At 57.3% G+C, this 20,221-nt stretch carries 8 protein-coding genes; 2 read left to right on the forward strand and 6 right to left on the reverse strand.

The genetic code is table 11. The features are described from left to right. Positions 1-72 precede the first annotated feature (72 nt). The 6 genes from ACE04F_RS24515 to ACE04F_RS24540 all read right to left on the reverse strand — a co-directional run bounded on the left by ACE04F_RS24515 (position 73) and on the right by ACE04F_RS24540 (position 14,328). Positions 73-1,098, reverse strand: coding sequence for a LacI family DNA-binding transcriptional regulator (locus ACE04F_RS24515; RefSeq protein ID WP_486110284.1), 1,026 nt, complete (start codon positions 1,096-1,098; stop codon positions 73-75). A gap of 298 nt (positions 1,099-1,396) precedes the next feature. Then, a complete protein-coding gene (locus ACE04F_RS24520; RefSeq protein WP_486110285.1) occupies positions 1,397-2,455 on the reverse strand; it encodes a ferritin-like domain-containing protein in 1,059 nt (352 codons plus the stop codon). Next, on the reverse strand, positions 2,452-6,213 hold the full coding sequence (locus ACE04F_RS24525; RefSeq protein WP_486110286.1) for an SDR family NAD(P)-dependent oxidoreductase: 3,762 nt from the start codon (positions 6,211-6,213) through the stop codon (positions 2,452-2,454). Before ACE04F_RS24525 ends, ACE04F_RS24520 begins: the two co-directional genes overlap by 4 nt. Further along, the gene (locus tag ACE04F_RS24530) at positions 6,210-10,976 is read right to left on the reverse strand and encodes a beta-ketoacyl synthase N-terminal-like domain-containing protein (RefSeq protein ID WP_486110287.1); all 4,767 of its coding nucleotides are present in this window, start codon (positions 10,974-10,976) and stop codon (positions 6,210-6,212) included. The genes ACE04F_RS24525 and ACE04F_RS24530 overlap by 4 nt, the downstream gene beginning before the upstream one ends. Continuing rightward, positions 10,973-13,429 (reverse strand): alpha/beta fold hydrolase, encoded by a 2,457-nt coding sequence (locus tag ACE04F_RS24535; protein ID WP_486110288.1) that lies wholly within the window; start codon positions 13,427-13,429, stop codon positions 10,973-10,975. The genes ACE04F_RS24530 and ACE04F_RS24535 overlap by 4 nt, the downstream gene beginning before the upstream one ends. Positions 13,430-13,974: 545 nt before the next feature. Then, the gene (locus ACE04F_RS24540) at positions 13,975-14,328 is read right to left on the reverse strand and encodes a hypothetical protein (RefSeq protein ID WP_486110289.1); all 354 of its coding nucleotides are present in this window, start codon (positions 14,326-14,328) and stop codon (positions 13,975-13,977) included. 430 nt (positions 14,329-14,758) lie between these two features. On the opposite strand from ACE04F_RS24540, the gene ACE04F_RS24545 reads away from it, so the two are divergent. Further along, positions 14,759-19,627 (forward strand): NAD-glutamate dehydrogenase, encoded by a 4,869-nt coding sequence (locus ACE04F_RS24545; RefSeq protein WP_486110290.1) that lies wholly within the window; start codon positions 14,759-14,761, stop codon positions 19,625-19,627. A gap of 146 nt (positions 19,628-19,773) precedes the next feature. Continuing rightward, the gene (gene hpaR / locus ACE04F_RS24550; protein ID WP_305500497.1) at positions 19,774-20,196 is read left to right on the forward strand and encodes a homoprotocatechuate degradation operon regulator HpaR; all 423 of its coding nucleotides are present in this window, start codon (positions 19,774-19,776) and stop codon (positions 20,194-20,196) included. Positions 20,197-20,221 lie beyond the last annotated feature (25 nt).

Raw genomic sequence — 20,221 nt, forward strand, 5'->3', positions numbered from 1 at the left:
CTCCCACAGGGAGCTCCAGTGCGACGCCGATCCAGTGTGGGAGCGAGCCTGCTCGCGAAGGGGCCAGCCCGATCACTGCGAACCTCCCCGCGTCGACCCGCGCTCAATCAACTGCGCCGCAAAATCCAGGGTCTGCACCGGCCCGTTGTCACCGCGCAAGCGCTTGAGCAGGCATTCGAATGCCCGGGCGCCAATTTCGGCGGTGGGTTGGGCGAGGGCGGTGATGCCGCTGCCCACCAAGGGGTACCAATCCAGGTCATCCAGGGCGATCAGGCCGATGTCGTTGAACAAATGGCAATCGAGGTCGCGCAGTACCTGAGTGGCGGCCAGCGCGGCGATGCCGTTGGCGCAGAACAGTGCCTTGGGGCCCCGGTCCGACTGGGCGAGAAAGGTCCTGATGCGCGGAAGGAGTTGATCGCCGGTTTCCACCACGGCCCCGGCCAGGGCTCGACGCCTTTCGATGCCGCTCTTGAAACTCTCGACCCGTTCGATCCGCGAGCTGGTGCCATCGAATGGTTCGGTCACCAGCAGCAGGTCGCGGTAACCGCGCTGGTCAAGGTGTTTGAGGGCCATCTCGACGGCCGCCGGGTTGTCCAGCCCGACCAGGTCGGTGTCGAGCCGGTCGACCTTGCGATCCACCAGGACCATGGGCATTTCGCTGCGCAACTCGAACAGTTCGTCACGGTGGTGACCCAGGGTATTCACGATCAGCCCTTCGATGTTGTAGGCGCGTAACAGCGCCAGGTGCTGGCGTTCCTGCTCGTCATCGCGGTCGGTGTTGCACACCACCAGGCTGTAGCCGTGGCGACGGCAAGCGGTTTCCACGCCATGCATCACGGCAATCGAATATGGGTTGCGGATATCGGCCACGAGCATGCCGATCAAGCGCGTGCGCCCGCGCTTGAGACCGCGGGCCATCTGGTTCGGCCGGTAGCCCAGCTCGTCGATGGTTTGCTCGATGCGCCGTGCAATAGCTTCGGAGAGCAGGGCGCGGTCTTCGCCAATGAAGCGCGAGACGCTGGCCTTGGAGACCCCGGCGCGCTCGGCGACATCAAGCATGGTCACGCGGCTGCGCTGGGCGGCGGAAAAAGAATTCACGGATTTAAACCTGCTTATTGGAGTTATTAGCGGTTATGAAACCGGTTTCAGGAAACACCAGAAGCTCATCGGGCGTCAAGCGGAGCGCGCGAAAGGGACGACCGACGGTTGTTCTCGTCGCCAGCCGCGATTTTTAAAATAATCGGTATCAGGCTTCACCGAGCCGCCGCCATCGTGAGCGAGTTCGCGCCACACGGAGTTGAGCATTCTCAAAACGCTGGGATAGCTCTCCTCGCAATGGACAATACCGATTGACGGCGACTTGTTTTTATCTGAACCGAGTCAGGTGAATACCGTTTTAGTTTGACGGTCTGCGTTGGCTCCGCTTGGTAGCATTATAGTGGGCAAGGTCGGTAACGATTTTTTCTGCCAGTTGCTGGTCCTCTTCATCCTGTTCGGCATCATCATCTGACACTTCCAGCCAATATTCGTAATGCGGGCGGGTGCGTTCTGTAATAAGCCCACAGCTGTCAATGGTTTTGGCATTTCGACGAAAAATCGCCTCATAAAACGGGTTTCTTGCGTGCTCGGCCAGTAACAATCCTGGTGTTGTTTCGAGGCCTTGTGCTGCACAAAGAGTCTGTAGCGGCCCCGCGTGCATATAGAGCAACTCCATGGTTTTAAAAGAGGCTAGCGCTTCGTCAGCCATTTCTTCTTTCTCTTCATCAGTGAGCGACGGAAGTTCCTTTTTTATCAGCATTCGTCCAGCACGATGGTGTTGGGCCTCGTCAGCCATGACTAAGGTAGTGAGTCGACTGAGAACGGGGTCGTTAGAGGCGCGGGATACATATCCCAGTGTTGCCAGACCCAGTCCCTCAAGAACAATTTGCACCCCTACGAATTTTCGCTGAGTACGCCCGTCGTTCAGTTGGCGCAAAATCATTTCCCTGTAAGGGGGCGACAACGGCAGTGTTTCGCCAAAACGCGTCTGGATATAGCGCTGAAATCCGTGTTGATGCCGGCTCTCTTCTCGGGCTTGGTTAATTGCGTATTCGACTGCCGACGGGTCCGAGAGCTCATCGGCCTCTTTCAGACAGGTTAATAGTGCGGCTTGCTCCCCATAAAGAAAGCCGCTGACCATACGATGCACTTGGTGATTGACGTATTCGATTTGCGCTTCATAGGGGATTTGGCGGACAAACGGAGCCAGCTCCGGGAAGTGCTCCAATGGTAACAGGGAGTATTTCAAGTCAAAGGGCAGTGAGTAATCGATGTACTGTATATCGCTTGGGTCCCAAAACCTGCCCTGAGTGGTGGCGATGAAATTATCGAATAATGAAGTTCTGCTATTTAAATAGGCAGAGTCAAGACGATCCTCCAAGGCGAGGCGTTGGGTAAAAATTGAGGTCGTGCTCATGCAGGACTCCCTTGAAGAGCGCGATGTGTATCAAGTATGTCGTGCCCAGTTTCCAATTTCGCAAATGCCACGCTGACAGCCAGAACCCCAGTCAGGGTAAACAGTACCTCTCCAGTGAGGCGCGAATAGCAAAAGTCGAACCTTGCCCCTTTTTCGTTTTTAGAGATGAGGGTCGCATTGCACAGCACTGTTTCTCCCGCGAAGGGGAGCGAATAAAGCCGCATGCTGCTCAGATGAGTAGGCAACATCTGAGTGCCTTCAGCGTGGGCGTCAGTCAATAGTATGGAGGTTTGCAGCCCCGCATCGATCAGAGCCGGTGGCAGCTGTTTTTCACAGTTCTCAGGGGTCACGAGGACACTGAGGCCCTGGCGGTCACCGATGCAGGCAACAGCGATACCTCTGTAAAGCGGTCCGTAGTTATAGCCCAAGGCCTCAAAGTTTTTATAGATGCTGGTGCTGTCCAATATCAGTGCGCTGTGCAGGCATAGAGTCGGTTGCGGTAGAGACGAAACAGCTGGAGACAGGCCATATTCACCGGAGCACAACACATGGCCACTACGTTGATCGACGATGGCGAATCTGCCGTTGGCATATTCAAGTGTCGCATCGTTAAGACGAACCATCGGTCGATGCCAGCAAACATTGAATAATTGCTGCGCACCGCTGGCTTCGATCATCCAAGAGAGGGCATAGGCACCAGGTGCAATTCGCTTGCCCCCAACCATATGCTGGCTGACGGTGTCCGGCAGCGTGTCTGATGCTGTTACAGGAGCAGGTGCTTGGGGCCTGGGAGCGAGCTGGCGTGCCAGGGCAACGATGCTCGGGTGCTTCTCGATCAAGTCCGGCGGCTGGCTACCGAAAACTGATGATAGTTGCTCTATGATATTCAAGGCCAGGATCGAGTCCACCCCATACTCAATCAACATTGCCTGTCGATCAATGTCCTCAGGCTCCAGCAGAATTACGTCGCCAATGATCGCGGTGACGGTATTGATGACTGAATCATCGACAATGTCCTCGCTGATACCGCTTGTTGTGCCTTCTGATGGCTGTTGGGGGACTGGGACCCTGGCCGCAGGTGCCGATTGGGAAAGATGGGCCGCCAAGGCAGTAATAGTTTGGTGGCGCTCCAGAACGTCGGCTGACTGTGCTCCGAATTCTGCGGCCAGCGTTTCGAGGATTTGTATCGCCAGAATGGAGTCCACGCCGTAGTCGGACAAAGGCGCCTGTCTGTCCAGATCCGCCGCTTCGAGCAGGATTACAGATCCGATGATCGCGCATAGACGATCGGCGATCTCTCCTGTCTCATCGACAGCCTCTTGGCTATCTGTGCCTTTTACCTCAGCTAGCTTCGCCCGGCCTCCCACTGAACCGATAAGTAACTGAAAGCTGTCGTTGCCGTGAGCCAGGACCTGGTTGAAGCCATTGCTCAGGAGAGCGTGTCGCCAGTTCTCAGCATCCAGCAGCGGACTGTCACTGATACGTTTCACTGTTGCATTATCGACCGGCCACCACCCCTCAATGATGCCGAAGATGATAGTCAGCAGATCATGCCGATAGACAGTTTCGTTGAGCAGCAGCAGCCCGTTATCCTTGAGCACTGCTGCGGCTCCCTGCAGTGCATTCCCCAACGGTGTGACGGCGTGCATGACGTTCGCAGCAATGATTACATCAAAGTTACCTATGTCCGGAGGGATGTGGGTCGCATCGATTTTTTGATAGCGCATGAACGGATAAGGCGAGAACTCTTGGCTGGCGGACGTCATGAATGCCTCTGAGGCGTCACTGAAACAATACTCTTCGACGTAATCGGCAACCATTGGCAGGATGACTCTAGCTGTTGAACCGGTACCTGCGCCTAACTCCAGAATTCTTAGTTTATGGTTATGGGTGGTCGTGGCGTGACAGACGATAACGTCGGCCAAGCGCACGTTCAGTAAGCGCGTCGTTGGAGTTTCTGCATACCAGTTTCTTAGCAAGCAAGCATCGCCACCTGGGAACAACACTTGCAGTGCTGTCATCTGGTCGCTGAGAACAGCCGGGTAATGGGTCAGGCATCGCTCCAGGAGCGTTATATGACTGCGCAGTCTCGGGTAACGCAAGAGGAAATCATCCTCATCATGGCTTTGAGCATCTGGTATGTGCTTGAGTGCAGCCCATTGCTTCTCGTGTCGGGGCGCAATTGTCCATTCATGCCCGCGCAGAGTTTGATGCCAGCGATGGCGAGCGTAATTGTCCAGTGCTCGGTATTCTTCTTGCAGCGTATCGTTGGGCAGAGATTTGGATTGCAGGAGATGAGCGATGGCATTAATGGATTGGCCCAATTTATATGCGTCCTTTTTTGTTGGGGGAGTAGGAGAGGTCAAATGTTTGGCAACGCTCGCAGCATGAATCTGGCGATCCGGCTCGATATGGCGCAGCCTCAGGGATCTTTTGGATTGGCGCAGGCATGCCACCTGCAGCCAGCTTGAGGTGATGACCCTCTCAATGAGTGGCATTGCCTGGTCGGGTTCTATGGAACCAATTTGAAGGCGCTGCATTTTGCTCCGATAGGCATCATCAGCCACAACTCCAACGCTCCCCCAATACCCCCAATTGATGACTCGGGTCGGAATTGAGAGTACCGATTCAAAAAGATCCGTCAGCGCATCCGTGCACAGGCAACCCGCGGTGTAATTGGCTTGGCCCGGATAAGCAATATAGGATTGGATCGAAGAAAAGAACGTGACAAAAGCCGGGTGCTGCGGGAGGCGGCGAAGGGCCTCGAATAGTTGATAGCCGCCATGAACCTTTGGCTGTAAGGATTGCTGCAGATGATCGACCGTCATGCTTTCAAAGGCGCTGTCGGCCAATTGTAAAGCTGAGTGAAAAATACCATCGATGCGAGGATAGCGAGCCATAGCCTGCGCCAGCGCCAGCGGTGCAGCAATGTCGCACTGCTCGAAGTGAGGCGTGCCACCCAGCGTTTCGAGTTCCTGCAACAGTGAATCATTCGGTCTCGATCTTCCTACCAACACTAGGGTGGCTTTGAAGTGTCGGGCCAGATACTTGGATAACTCTGCGCCAATGCCGCTGCGTCCCCCAATGATCAGGTAGGTTGCGTTGATGCGGTAGGGGGATGGCGTCGGTTCCAGATACGTCATGACCAGTGTAGAGATCCAACAAGCGCCATTGCCAATACCCACGGTAGCGCCGTTGGGATTCTCCAGTTTGGCGGCCAGCGCAGCATCGATGTGCGGTTGATCGAGTTGAGCCAGCGAATAAAGACTAACCTGCAGAGAAGAAGTCTCTTTTGCGAAGCCTTGAGCGAGTCCCAGGTAAACGGCATCCAGCGGGTGACGTACGCGTGGATAGGCGGGTTCGCAGCGAATGGCGGCCAACGTCAGAATGACTAGACGTCTGCAATGACTTTTTGCCAGATGTTGGAGAGTTGTCATGAACCGACGGTGACCAGCATCGTCCACGCCGTTCTGCCAGACGCTTTTGACCACGATCACACATTCGTACGGCTGGGCGTTGTCCTCGTGTTCGCTCAGACGCCGGAGGGCCTGCTTCGAGCCGAGTTCAAGCAAGTCGTTGAACTGGTAGCATCTTTCTCTAAGGCTGGATGCTTGCCCCGCAGGACAAAGATACAAGCGTTGCACAGCATCCTTCTGCAGTTCGGAGAAGCGCTCCTTCGCTTCCCATTCCATGACAAACGTGTGTGGTCGGTCGGGTATCGCTTTGTCATCCTGATCTTTGGCTGAAAGGCTTGTCATGAAAGCACCTGATTGTCGAACCAATGGACTTGCTCCGATAAAGGGTAGGAGGGCATGTCGATGACCCGTCCGCGTCCTGCTGGGAACACGCTTTGCCAGTCGATGCTGTGACCGGCCAGATAGCTCAAGCGCAAGGGCTCAAGTTCGTGTGGGGAAGTATTGGAACTATCGTTCGCACATAGCTGGTCCATCAGCTCACGCAAGTCGCTCGCAAAAAATGCCATTCGGTAACGCATGTGTTCACGACAGAACGCCAGGTTTGAGGCAATCGACATTCGTTGCTCAGGGGTGTCGTGTTGTTGACTCAACCAGCCACAGAGCGTTTGACTCAACGTAGTTAGAGTTCTGGGGTTATGGGCCGAAATGACATACAACAGCGATGTGCCCGGTGCACTGGGCGAGGGTCCAGCAGGACGGGTGTCAGCGTGCTCGATCACTATATGAGCGTTGTGGCCCCCAAAGCCGAAACTGCTGATTCCTGCGACACGGTCAAGCGGGTCTGGCCACTGGGTAGTACTGTCAGGCAAATGGAAGTACGGAGCCAGTTCCGGCAACGGTGTGCTCCCTGGTACGACTCTGCTCATGGGGATACTGTTGTTCTTCATCGCCAGTAACACCCTGAGCAACGAGACGAGTCCTGCGCTAGCCTCGCTGTGCCCGATATTACTTTTGAGGGTGCCCAACGGAATCGGTCTCGAACCGGAAAATTTCAGCTGCCCCCACGCTTTATTAAGTGCGCCAAGTTCGATTCGATCACCCAAAATAGTGCCGGTGCCATGGGGCTCCACATAGCCGACTCGGTTGGTTAATTCGCCATCGTAGACGCTGCGCAGCAGCCTGGTCTGCGCCTCGGCATTCGGGGACGTGAGGGAAGCCGTGCGGCCTGAATGATTTTCACCAAACGCAGTTACTAGACCCAGGATCGGGTCGCGATCGCGGATCGCGTCACTGTGTCTCTTGAGCATTACACAGGCGGTTGCCTCTGCACGTACGTAACCATTTGCGGCACTGGTGAAGGCAGCACAAGCAAAAGTCGGAGACAGAAAGCCGCCCATCGATAACGCCGTGTTGACCTGCTGATCCAAGAGCAGGTTGCTGGCTCCGACAATTGCTTGGTCACATATGTTCGCCCGCAAATCCGAACAGGCACGAATCAGGGCTGCAAAAGAACTGGAGCAGGCCGTGTCTACCGTAAGTGAAGGACCGCGCCAGTCGAAGAAGTGCGAGAGTCGATTCGATAGCATTGCAGATGAACACCCTTGTAGCCAATGACTGTGGACAGGGCGTTGCTGCTCAACCCGCAATGTCTGGTAATCCATTCCTGTAGCTGCGACATAACAACCTGTGAGAGAGCCCGCCAGATGGCTTTGGGCATAGCCCGCATTCTGCAAGGTGCACCAGGCAGCATGTAGCAGTCGGCGCTGGCGCGGATCTATCTGAGCTGCTTCGCGAGGCGAAATTCGGAAGAGTTCATGGTCAAAACCCGCGATGTTACGGATGAACCCTGCCTGAAAATCCGCATTCAGAAAGTTGCGTTGACTTGGGCTGATGACACAAGTGCCGTTCAGTTGCTGCTGCCAGAACTCGACAAGGTCTCGGGCTCCGGGCAGTTCTCCATGCATTGCAATGATTGCGATTTTTTCCGGGGATCCGGTCCCGTATCCGGCGGGTGACGGGAAGCGGGGAGGTGGGCTGTGTGGCGTTTTTGTTAGTTTGTTCAGCAAACCCAACGGGCTCACGGAGGATATGAGCTCGGAAGCGCTGATAGCTATGTCATGTTGATGGTTCAGGCAGTAGGAAAGTTGGTTCAAAAGGATCGAATTGATTCCGGACCAGCCAAACGGCAAGCTAGGATCCTCCACATCAATATCCAATGCCTGGCGGATGATGGCATTCAGTTGTGGCCAGGTGAGGTCAGTGATCGTTTTTGAATTAATAGGGGGCCCCGGCTGGGCGAGTGGCTTCTGTGCTTTTTCCTTTGGCCGGCATGTGGCACTGAGCACGCTTAGCTTGTCCAAATCACGTCGCTCAAGCTTGCCGTGAGGGGTGTGCGGTATCTCCGCCAGACCGATCAGCCGTCGCGGGATTGCATAAGCTGGCAGCTTCTCATACAACAATGCCGTGATCTTACGTAGGTCCGGCTGCCAATCGGAAGCAGTCTGGTAGTAAGCGCACAGATGGGTGGATGGCGAAGGGCTGAGTGCGACGATCCAGTGAGTGTTGGGCGCGCATTCATGAAGTGCATGTTCTACCTCAATCAAATCCACCCGCTGGCCCAGCACCTTGACTTGGGTATCGTTGCGACCAATGAAAAATAAGTGGCCGTTGCCATCATGGCGAACCGTATCGCCTGTTCGATACAACTTCGGATGAGCATTCGATGCAGGTATGAATCCTGGTCGGTCACTCTCAAGATATCCCTCGGCAAGGGCGGTTCCAGCGATTACCAGCTCGCCTGTCATCCCAGCAGGCAGTGACTCGAGATGTTCGTTGAGTACGTAAAAGCGGGTGCCATGCACGGGCTTGCCCAGCATTAGTTGAGCTGGGTTAGTGATACGCGCCGCGGACGCCCAAATGGTTGCCTCGGTAGGCCCATAGACGTTGTAGACAACGCACCCTTGATTCAACAGATACTCAGCGCACTGTGAAGTCAACGGCTCACCTCCAACCCAAGCGCGCAGTTGCCGTTGCGATCTCCAACCGCTGGCCTGGAGCGCTAGCCAAGTCGACGGGGTCGCTTGTACAACTGTGACCCTGGTGCGATCGATCAGTTGGCCAAGCGCATGACCATCGCGTCGAACGCTATCATCAGCCACTTCAACGCAGGCCCCTGCCAACAATGGCAGCAGCAACTCCAGCAGCGCGATGTCGAAGCTGATTGGCGCCAGTGCCAGCATTCGATCCATGGGGTGCAACGCGGGGAAATCGAGCATCGAGTCGAGCAGGTTGAACAGGCTTTGCTGGCCCACGGTAACCGTCTTTGGCGTACCACTACTGCCGGAGGTTGTAATCCAGTAGGCATCGTGCTGGTACTGCCCTTCAGCCTCAGTCTTCCAGTGGTGATCTGATGTGCGTTCCAAACCATCTGCAGGCGTGATAATCGTCTTGTCGGGATGGCGAGCCAGTAACTGCCTGCGGCAGTCTTCATCACATAAAATCAGGACGCAGCCCATCCGGTTGATTTGCCCATCGATGAAGGTAGAGGCGTTGTCGGTCGCTATTGGCAGGAAAGGCATGTCAGCGGCCAGACAGGCAAGAACGGCAATGGGGAGATAACTGGATCGGCCCAAATGCAGCGCTATGGGGCGTGCCGTTGGGTGGAGTTCGCGTAGCCGGCATGCCAACGCAATGCAGGCGTCTCTTACTTGTCGATAGTTGAGCTGCCCGTCAGGCCCGCTGATAGCTGTCTTTTCCGGCTGTCTGTCAGCGTGGTGAATGACCGCATTCAACGGATGCTGCGCAGGCTGAATGCGGGGCTTGCCCCTGGACACCGGAGTGGGCATAGCAGTGACGCTGAATTGACCGATATGTTTTGCCGTGTTGTGGCTCATCCAGCGTAGCGCCGCAAGCCAATGATCCTTGAAGTCGTTTATGCGCGAATTATCGGTTCCGCTGGCTGCGCATTCGAACATCAGACGAACACGGTCAGCGCTGGTGTTCAACGTGACCGTTAGGTCGGCGTTACTGGCGCCAGCCGATTCCGCCGCTAGCCGGGTTGGTCGTCCTTGCAGCTCAGGTGTATTTATGGGCAAAGCGCCTTCAGCGGTAGTGACCAATACGTTGAAGGGGCGAGTAATTGAATCAGCGCAAGGGGTAGCCATGGCCGCAATGGACGGTCCATCCAGCGCTTGATGGGAGCGAGCTTTGCGCCGCCATTGTTTTATATTTGCCACTAGATCGCCGACAGTCATTGCCGGATCGTAGTCAACCATGCATGGCAATACGTTGGTGTAGCAGCCCAGAGCCGAGCCGGGCTTGGCCAAGGAAACGGTATGGGCAATGATCGGTTTGGAGGCATTGCCAGCAGCTTTGAGGTAGCTGCCAACCACCAGCAAGGTACACGCCAGCATCCATTGAAACGGGGTTGTCCGGTGTTCCTGGATGGATGAGAAAAGTTGCTGGCGGTCCTCGGCGGAGAGTTCATGCATCACTCGCAAATATGAGGGCGGCATGGTTTTGCAACTGATAGCGCGCTCAACAAATGGTACAGAGGCACAAAGCTGCCGTCCTTTCACTTGGTCGTGCCAGAACGTTAGCGTCTCGGCGCTGGGTGAGCTGCAATCCAAGTCCGGGGTCGCGGGCTGGCATTCAATGCTTGCGGGATCATCCGCGCCGGTAAGCATTTCCAGCAGTCGGCATAAGTGCGGATACGTTGTTCCGTCCATTACCAGATGGCTGGCGGCAATCCACAGGGTCGAGCAGCCGTTGAATTCAGTGAAGGTCAGTCGAAAAAGGGGCCCGTCGTGATGGTCTATCTGGCACCAGTTTTCTGGCTCCCGCATGTTTGCTGCCAGTATTTCGTGATGCAATATCTGCTGTTCAGGCGGCACATGAAACTTGTAGAGACATCCCTCTATGTCGATAAAGCGTGCCAGCAGGTTTGGATAGTGCACTTTTATCAAAGCGCGTAAGGCGTCCTCCAGTTTTGATACGTCCATACTTCCCAGTACTTCAAACCCATAGCGAAAGACCAGTCGTGGGTCTTTCGGTGAGTTCTGTACCCACCGCCAAATAAGCTTTTCCGCGGCCGATGCAGGTTTCAAAGAAAATGCTCCAGCAGAAGATTGTTCAACGCCTTTGAGGCGGTAATAGGTAATAGATGTCCGCCTGGTAATAACTTCACGATCGAGGAATTGATGCTGCCGAGGTGTTCACACTCCTGATCAGTAATGCATTGGTCGTCGATGCCGTGTATCACAAGAGAGCGAACAGTTATTTGCGCCAGGCGGTCACGCACGTCGTGATCGCGCAGTAGCGGGTAATAGCGCATCAGGTCTTTGTTAGTTGCTCCCGCCAAAAAAGTAAATTGCCCCTCTGGTTGCAGGTCGAGTTGCAACGAAATGAACTCTTCCCATAATAGGTTTTCCTTTTTGAAGGCGCTTAGCATGTGAGGAATGCCATGCGTGAACCTCGCGGAGCCGGAAATGAGGCAGAGGCTATCAAGTGTGCTGCGGTGATCAAGAGCCAGATGCAGAGCCACTGCTGCGCCCAGAGACCAGCCTGCGCAGTGGACCGGACCCGCAGCGGTTTTATCCAGATAACCTGCGATTTCGGCTGCTATATCGACAAGGGAGAAGGGTTGCGCAGGCATGCAATTGCCATCGTGCCCCGGCAAACTTGGAATCATCAGGTTGAAGCCTTTGCGCCGCAAGAACTCCACCTGGCAATGCCAAGCTCTTGTGGACACGTTGGTCGGCGAAAGCAAGAGGACTGTTCGCCCCTCCCCGTGAATGTTTTGCCAACTCAGCAGGGATTTGGTCCCCGCCGCTCTGGTGGATGTGGGCACGGTGCCAATGACGGCAGGTGATGCCGATCCTTCATTAAGAGGGCCATTGACCGCATCGAAATGACGGGTGCTAAACGGGAAGGGCGGCAGATCGACCAGGAATTTAACCGAATACATATCGCCCCAGCGTACTGACTCGCCTCGTTGGTAGGCCGCTATGAGTTTTTTCGCGTCGTCCGATAAGGTCGTCGCGGCTGCCGATTCATGTTTAATGTGCGAAGACTTGTTAAGCGCTGCTTCCAATGCACTGCGTAAGGAGCCCATGCTTTCTGCCGCAACACAGACCCGATGGCGATGGTGCTCGCGGGCGCAGCTTAATGTGTAGCCAATGGCATAAAGGTCAGTTGTCGGATTCGCGTCGATCCAGTCAGTTAACTGCGTCAGGCGTTTTTTCAATGACTCGCTTGTATTTCCGGAGAGAGGAAATAAATACCAAGCACCCTTGGGTACCTGTGGAGGCATACTGGCCGGTGCACTTTGCACAATAATATGAGCGTTAGTGCCCCCTGCACCGAAGGAGTTGATGCCGGCCAAGCAGGGGCCTTTCCAGGGCCGAGGCTCCGAGACTAATTCCAGACCTACCGATTGCAGGTTCAGATCAGAGTTTGGCGGGGTGGCTCCAATATGAGGCAATAGCGTCTGGTGACGCATTTGCAGCAGAACCTTGATTAAACCGGCCAAGCCGGCGGCCGCTTCCAAGTGCCCGATATTGGCCTTGATCGAGCCGATGGGCATGATGGCGCGCTCAGTCTTGCGATATGCCATAGCGAGGCTTTTGATCTCCACAGGGTCACCTACCGGTGTACCGGTTCCGTGGCATTCGACATAGCTCACCTGATCGGAAGTTACCGCGCTCTGCTCAAGAGCTCGTCGCATCACGTCTGCTTGAGCGTCGGCGTCAGGCACAGTGAAAGGACCTGCGCCACCATCGGAACCCACCGCGCTGCCGCGAATGACACCATGGATTGAATCACCGTCCGCCTGTGCCTGTGCCAGGCACTTCAGCACTATTGCAACGCTGCCTTCACCCGGAACATAGCCGTCGGCTGATGCGCCAAACGAGTGGCAGCGGCCGGTGCGGCTCAGGTATCCCCCCTGACACAGCAGGCGAAATTTACCGGAGCTGGTATGGATGTTGGCGGCACCGACCAGTGCGATACGGCATTCGCCTTGGCGCAGGGCTGTTGATGCCAGATGCAGGGCTACCAACGATCCCGAACACATGGTATCGACACAGAGACTGGGGCCGTGCAAATCAAGGCGGTGAGAAATTCGGTTGGCTATTTGCGCAAATGAGGTGCCGAAAAAAGGAGAAGTATCGAAGTTTTGATAGTGCGGATACATGGCGGCGGTATAAACGCCAACGTCGCCGTGAGGGCGCTGAAAATAGCCGCTGTTTTCAAGTGCGTGATAAGCCGTCTGCAACAGACGGCGCTCTTGGGGATCACTATACAGGGCCTGAACAGGCGCTATCGAAAAAAAAACGGGATCGAAACAGTGGGCGTTTTCAATAAAAGCCGCGTGCTGGCAGTAACCCGTATCCTCTTGTATTGGCCAGCGATGTTGTGAGGCGATGGAGGTCGTGGCCAGCCCTTTTGCAAATAAAAGCATCCAGAGATCATTCAGGTCTGGGGCCGTCGGGAACTCCCCCGCGACACCTATAATGGCGACGTCGTTGTCGCGAAGCTCTGGTACATCAGCACTCATCATAGGCCCACTCCAGTTGCTGATGCGTCACGCCAGTGATATTTCATGCCCGTGCGCTCCGCGTAATTTTCAAGTGTTGATACGAAATGTTCCATATGACCTTCGCTCAGTTGGAAGACAGATGTTACTTACCTTGGCTCGCCGGGCCCGATGCAAGGCGAGTAATCGCATAAGAAAAAGATCAATTCGCATTAATCGCTTTTGCTACAGGAAAGCGCATAAAGTTCTTGTTGTATGTGGGAATAGTCTGAGAGTTGCGTAGGGCGTTTCTGATAAGGGGTAGAGTGATGGTGGCGAGCAGTTCTTCGCATCAGACGAGGCGTGAGCCAACGACGGCGGGCAGCAAATCGATCATTCGGAATTGGCCTTGCGGCATGCAGGCTCGCTCTGCTGGGTATATCCAGTGCGACGCAGACCCAGGGGGGGGAACGAGCCTGTTCGGAAAGGGACTGGCCCGGTGTACCTCAGATGACCAAGACCTTTTTGTATGCGAAAGCGGGCCGGGAGTTTCGAAGAGCCATGGCGACGAGAATCGGTTGCCTTCTGGATCAGAGCTGGCTGATGTAAGTACCGGTTCCCTTGAGGATGTTTTGCAACGTCAGCTCGACTTCCGCCAGATCCGTCACATTTGCATCGTAGGTTATCTCCAGCACGTCATCACCATTGAGCGCATCGGCATCCGCCGCGGCGATTTCGATTTTCAACAAGGTTGGGCTGAGGGTGACCTTGACGCCTTCCAGCGTCGAAGGCTCGCCGTCGAGGGTGATCTCCAGTTCGTCTTCGTCGGGATAGCGGGTCATCAGGAACATGTCGCCCTGGTTGCTGTGGCAGCAGAGCATGGCCATGTTGTCTTCTTCTTCGTCGCACGGGTTGGCGATCAGCAGGGCGGTGGTCATTCGCATGGGGAGGGCTCCTGGCTCGATGAGCCTTGCGGGGGCGAAAACGGGAATTCTGCCAGCCCGGACGATTTTCTGCAGGATTACCACCTTCGGGTGCCGTTTGGGCTCCAGGCTGCTAGGGTTGTTCGATGCGGAGCGGTCATAACGCTTGCCGATGACCGAATATGTCGCAGCGTTGCAAGCAGGCACATTGTCGCACTCGTTAAGCTGCGCAACGGATGTGCACCTGCAAAGGCCACCCGAGGGCGTTTTTTGCAGGTGTCCATGACATGGAATTACATGGAAAAGGATGTGACCTGCGGGTCTCGTCCAGCTTCACCCACCTGTCATCCTGTTTCCTCTGCCCGAGAATCAGGAACAGGATGGCCGACGGCCCCGAAAGGGGTTGCACGCGACGCTACCATCAATAACAAGCCCAAGCGGAGTACCACAGATGGCGTTCTTCACCGCAGCCAGCAAAGCCGACTTCCAGCATCAACTGCAAGCGGCACTGGCGCAGCACATCAGTGAACAGGCACTGCCACAAGTGGCGCTGTTCGCTGAACAATTCTTCGGCATCATTTCCCTCGATGAACTCACCCAGCGCCGGTTGTCCGACCTCGCCGGCTGCACCCTGTCCGCCTGGCGCCTGCTTGAGCGCTTTGACCACGCGCAACCGCAGGTGCGTGTCTACAACCCCGATTATGAACGTCACGGCTGGCAGTCGACCCACACCGCCGTCGAAGTGCTGCACCACGACCTGCCATTTCTGGTGGACTCGGTCCGCACCGAGCTGAACCGTCGCGGCTACAGCATCCATACCCTGCAAACCACCGTCCTGAGCGTGCGTCGCGGCAGCAAGGGCGAGTTGCTGGAAATCCTGCCCAAAGGCACCCAGGGCGACGACGTGCTGCAAGAGTCGTTGATGTACCTGGAGATCGACCGCTGCGCCAATGCCGCTGAACTCAATGTCCTGAGCAAGGAACTTGAGCAGGTGCTGGGCGAAGTGCGCGTGGCCGTGGCCGATTTCGAGCCGATGAAAGCCAAGGTCCAGGAAATCCTCGCGAGCCTGGACAACAGCGCTTACACCACCGATGCCGACGAAAAAGCCGAAATCAAGAGCTTCCTGGAATGGCTGGTGGGCAACCACTTCACTTTCCTCGGCTATGAAGAGTTCGTGGTTCGCGATGAAGCCGACGGCGGCCACATCGAATACGATCCTGAATCGTTCCTCGGCCTGACCAAATTGCTGCGCGCCGGCCTGACCGCCGAAGACCTGCGCATCGAAGACTATGCAGTCAATTACCTGCGCGAACCGACCGTGCTGTCGTTCGCCAAGGCCGCGCACCCAAGCCGCGTGCACCGTCCGGCGTACCCGGACTACGTGTCGATCCGTGAAATCGACGCCAACGGCAAGGTCATCAAGGAATGCCGCTTCATGGGCCTGTACACCTCTTCGGTGTATGGCGAGAGCGTGCGGGTCATTCCGTACATTCGCCGCAAGGTCGCCGAGATCGAACGTCGTTCGGGCTTCCAGGCCAAGGCGCACCTGGGCAAGGAACTGGCCCAGGTGGTCGAAGTGCTGCCCCGCGACGACCTGTTCCAGACCCCGGTGGACGAGCTGTTCAGCACGGTGATGTCCATCGTGCAGATCCAGGAACGCAACAAGATCCGCGTATTCCTGCGCAAGGACCCGTACGGTCGTTTCTGCTACTGCCTGGCCTATGTGCCGCGTGACATCTACTCCACCGAAGTGCGCCAGAAGATCCAGCAAGTGCTGATGGATCGCCTGAAGGCCTCGGACTGCGAGTTCTGGACGTTCTTCTCCGAGTCCGTGCTGGCTCGCGTGCAACTGATCCTGCGCGTGGACCCGAAAAACCGTCTCGACATCGACCCGGTCCTGCTGGAAAAAGAAGTCGTGCAGGCCTGCCGCAGCTGGAAGGACGACTACGCCAGCCTGGTGATCGAGAGCTTCGGCGAAGCCCAGGGCACCAACGTCCTGTCGGACTTCCCGAAAGGCTTCCCGGCCGGCTACCGCGAGCGCTTTGCCGCGCACTCGGCCGTGGTAGACATGCAGCACCTGCTGAGCCTGAATGAAACCAATCCGCTGGTGATGAGCTTCTACCAGCCGTTGGGCCAGGTGTCCGGCCAGCGTGAGCTGCATTGCAAGCTGTATCACGCCGACACGCCGCTGGCGCTGTCCGACGTGCTGCCGATCCTGGAAAACCTCGGCCTGCGCGTGCTGGGCGAGTTCCCGTACCGCCTGCGCCACACCAACGGCCGCGAGTTCTGGATTCACGATTTCGCCTTCACCGCCGCCGAAGGCCTGGACCTCGACATTCAGCAGCTCAACGACACCTTGCAGGACGCCTTCGTCCACATCGTCCGTGGCGATGCCGAGAACGATGCGTTCAACCGCCTGGTGCTGACCGCCGGCCTGCCATGGCGCGACGTGGCGTTGCTGCGTGCCTACGCCCGCTACCTGAAGCAGATCCGCCTGGGCTTCGACCTCGGCTACATCGCCAGCACCCTGAACAACCACACCGACATCGCGCGCGAGCTGACCCGGTTGTTCAAGACCCGTTTCTACCTGGCGCGCAAGCTCAGCGGCGATGACCTGGAAGACAAGCAACAGCGTCTGGAACAGGCGATCCTCACGGCCCTCGACGATGTGCAGGTACTCAACGAAGACCGTATCCTGCGTCGCTACCTGGATCTGATCAAGGCGACCCTGCGGACCAACTTTTACCAGACCGACGCCAACGGCCATAACAAGGCGTACTTCAGCTTCAAGTTCAACCCGCACCTGATTCCGGAACTGCCGAAGCCGGTGCCCAAGTTCGAGATCTTCGTCTACTCGCCACGGGTCGAAGGCGTGCACCTGCGCTTCGGCAACGTCGCTCGCGGTGGCCTGCGCTGGTCCGACCGCGAGGAAGACTACCGCACCGAAGTGCTTGGCCTGGTAAAAGCCCAGCAAGTGAAGAACTCGGTGATCGTGCCGGTGGGCGCCAAGGGCGGTTTCCTGCCGCGTCGCCTGCCATTGGGCGGCAGCCGGGACGAGATCGCGGCCGAGGGCATCGCCTGCTACCGCATCTTCATTTCGGGTCTGTTGGACATCACCGACAACCTGAAGGACGGCGCCCTGGTGCCGCCGGCCAACGTCGTGCGGCATGACGATGATGACCCGTACCTAGTGGTGGCGGCGGACAAAGGCACCGCGACCTTCTCCGACATCGCCAACGGCATTGCCATCGACTACGGCTTCTGGCTGGGTGACGCGTTCGCCTCCGGCGGCTCGGCCGGCTACGACCACAAGAAAATGGGCATCACCGCCAAGGGCGCGTGGGTCGGCGTACAGCGTCACTTCCGCGAGCGCGGCATCAACGTGCAGGAAGACAGCATCACCGTGGTGGGCGTCGGCGACATGGCCGGCGACGTGTTCGGCAACGGCTTGCTGATGTCCGACAAGCTGCAACTGGTCGCGGCCTTCAACCACCTGCACATCTTCATCGACCCGAACCCGGAACCTGCCAGCAGCTTCGCCGAGCGCAAGCGTCTGTTCGACCTGCCGCGTTCGGCCTGGACCGATTACGACAGCAGCATCATGTCCGAAGGTGGCGGTATCTTCTCGCGCAGCGCGAAGAGCATCGCAATCTCACCGCAGATGAAAGAGCGCTTCGACATCAAGGCCGACAAGCTGACCCCGACCGAACTGCTGAACGCCTTGCTCAAGGCGCCGGTGGACCTGTTGTGGAACGGCGGTATCGGCACCTACGTCAAGGCCAGCACTGAAAGCCACGCCGATGTCGGCGACAAGGCCAACGATGCGCTGCGCGTGAACGGTAACGAGCTGCGCTGCAAGGTGGTGGGCGAGGGCGGCAACCTGGGCATGACCCAGCTCGGTCGCGTCGAATTCGGCCTGCATGGCGGCGCCACCAACACCGACTTCATCGACAACGCCGGTGGCGTGGACTGCTCCGACCACGAAGTCAACATCAAGATCCTGCTCAACGAAGTGGTGCAGGCCGGCGACATGACCGACAAGCAACGCAACCAGTTGCTGGCGAGCATGACCGACGAAGTCGGCGGCCTGGTGTTGGGCAACAACTACAAGCAGACCCAGGCCCTGTCCCTGGCGGCACGTCGCGCCTTTGTGCGGATCGCCGAATACAAGCGCCTGATGAACGACCTGGAAGCCCGGGGCAAGCTGGACCGTGCCATCGAGTTCCTGCCGACCGAAGACCAACTGGCCGAACGTGTCGCGGCAGGCCAGGGCCTGACCCGTGCCGAACTGTCGGTACTGATCTCCTACAGCAAGATCGACCTCAAGGAAGCGTTGCTCAACTCCCTGGTGCCGGACGATGACTACCTGACCCGGGACATGGAGACGGCTTTCCCGCCGACGCTGGTGAGCAAGTTCTCCGAAGCGATGCGTCGCCATCGCCTGAAGCGCGAGATCGTCAGCACCCAGATCGCCAACGACCTGGTCAACCACATGGGCATCACCTTCGTCCAGCGGTTGAAAGAGTCGACGGGCATGAGCCCGGCGAACGTGGCCGGTGCCTATGTGATCGTTCGGGACATCTTCCACCTCCCGCACTGGTTCCGTCAGATCGAAGCGCTGGACCACCAGGTTTCCGCCGACGTGCAACTGGAGCTGATGGACGAGCTGATGCGCCTGGGCCGTCGCGCCACGCGCTGGTTCCTGCGTAGCCGCCGCAACGAGCAGAATGCTGCCCGTGACGTCGCTCACTTCGGTCCGCACCTGGCGGCGTTGGGCCTCAAGCTCGACGAACTGCTGGAAGGCCCGACCCGCGAAGGCTGGCAGACCCGCTACCAGGCCTACGTGGCCGCCGGCGTGCCGGAGTTGCTGGCGCGCATGGTTGCCGGCACCACGCACCTGTACACCTTGTTGCCGATCATCGAGGCTTCCGACGTTACCGGTCAGAACGCCGCTGATGTGGCCAAGGCTTACTTCGCCGTGGGCAGCGCCCTGGACATCACCTGGTACCTGCAACAGATCAGCGCCTTGCCGGTGGAAAACAACTGGCAGGCACTGGCCCGTGAAGCGTTCCGCGATGACATCGACTGGCAGCAGCGGGCGATCACCATCTCGGTCCTGCAGGAAGGTGACGGTAGCCAGGATGTGGAAACCCGTCTGGCGCTGTGGCTGGAGCAGCACCACGAGATGGTCGAGCGCTGGCGCGCCATGCTGGTGGACATCCGTGCTGCCAGTGGTACCGACTACGCCATGTACGCAGTCGCCAACCGCGAACTGCTCGACCTGGCGTTGAGCGGTCAGGCGGTCGTCACGGCCAACTGATACACCGCTGAATGAAAAAGCCCCGCCTCGAGAGACGCGGGGCTTTTTTATTGGTTTTCAAACAGTTCGCACAAAGCTGAGTGTTCCAGCGCGAAGCTGATAAGATTTGGTTAACTCATTAACTAAATTTTTCGCGAAAACATGTCATGCCCAAACCCCGTCAGTCCCTGACCTTGACCCTGCTGCAAGCCCGTGAAGCGGCCATGGCTTTTTTCCGCCCATCGTTGAACCAGCACGGGCTGACCGAGCAACAGTGGCGGGTCATCCGCATCCTCAGCCAGCATGACGAGCTGGAAATCAATCGCCTGGCTGAACTGGCCTGCATCCTCAAGCCGAGCATGACCGGCGTACTGGTGCGCATGGAAGCGGCGGGCATGGTCGTACGCCGCAAGGCCGAACAGGACCAGCGCCGCGTGCTGGTGCGCCTGGCACCTCAGGGCCAGGCATGCTTCGACTCGATGAGCCAGAGCATGGAGGAGAATTACCAGCGTCTGCAGGGGCGGTTGGGGGAGGAGAAATTGCAGACGTTGTTGGGGTTGCTGAACGACCTCAAAACGATCAAACGCTAGCAGGCGCGAGTGGGTCACCTTGTGG

Source organism: Pseudomonas sp. AGC41 (assembly GCF_057334555.1).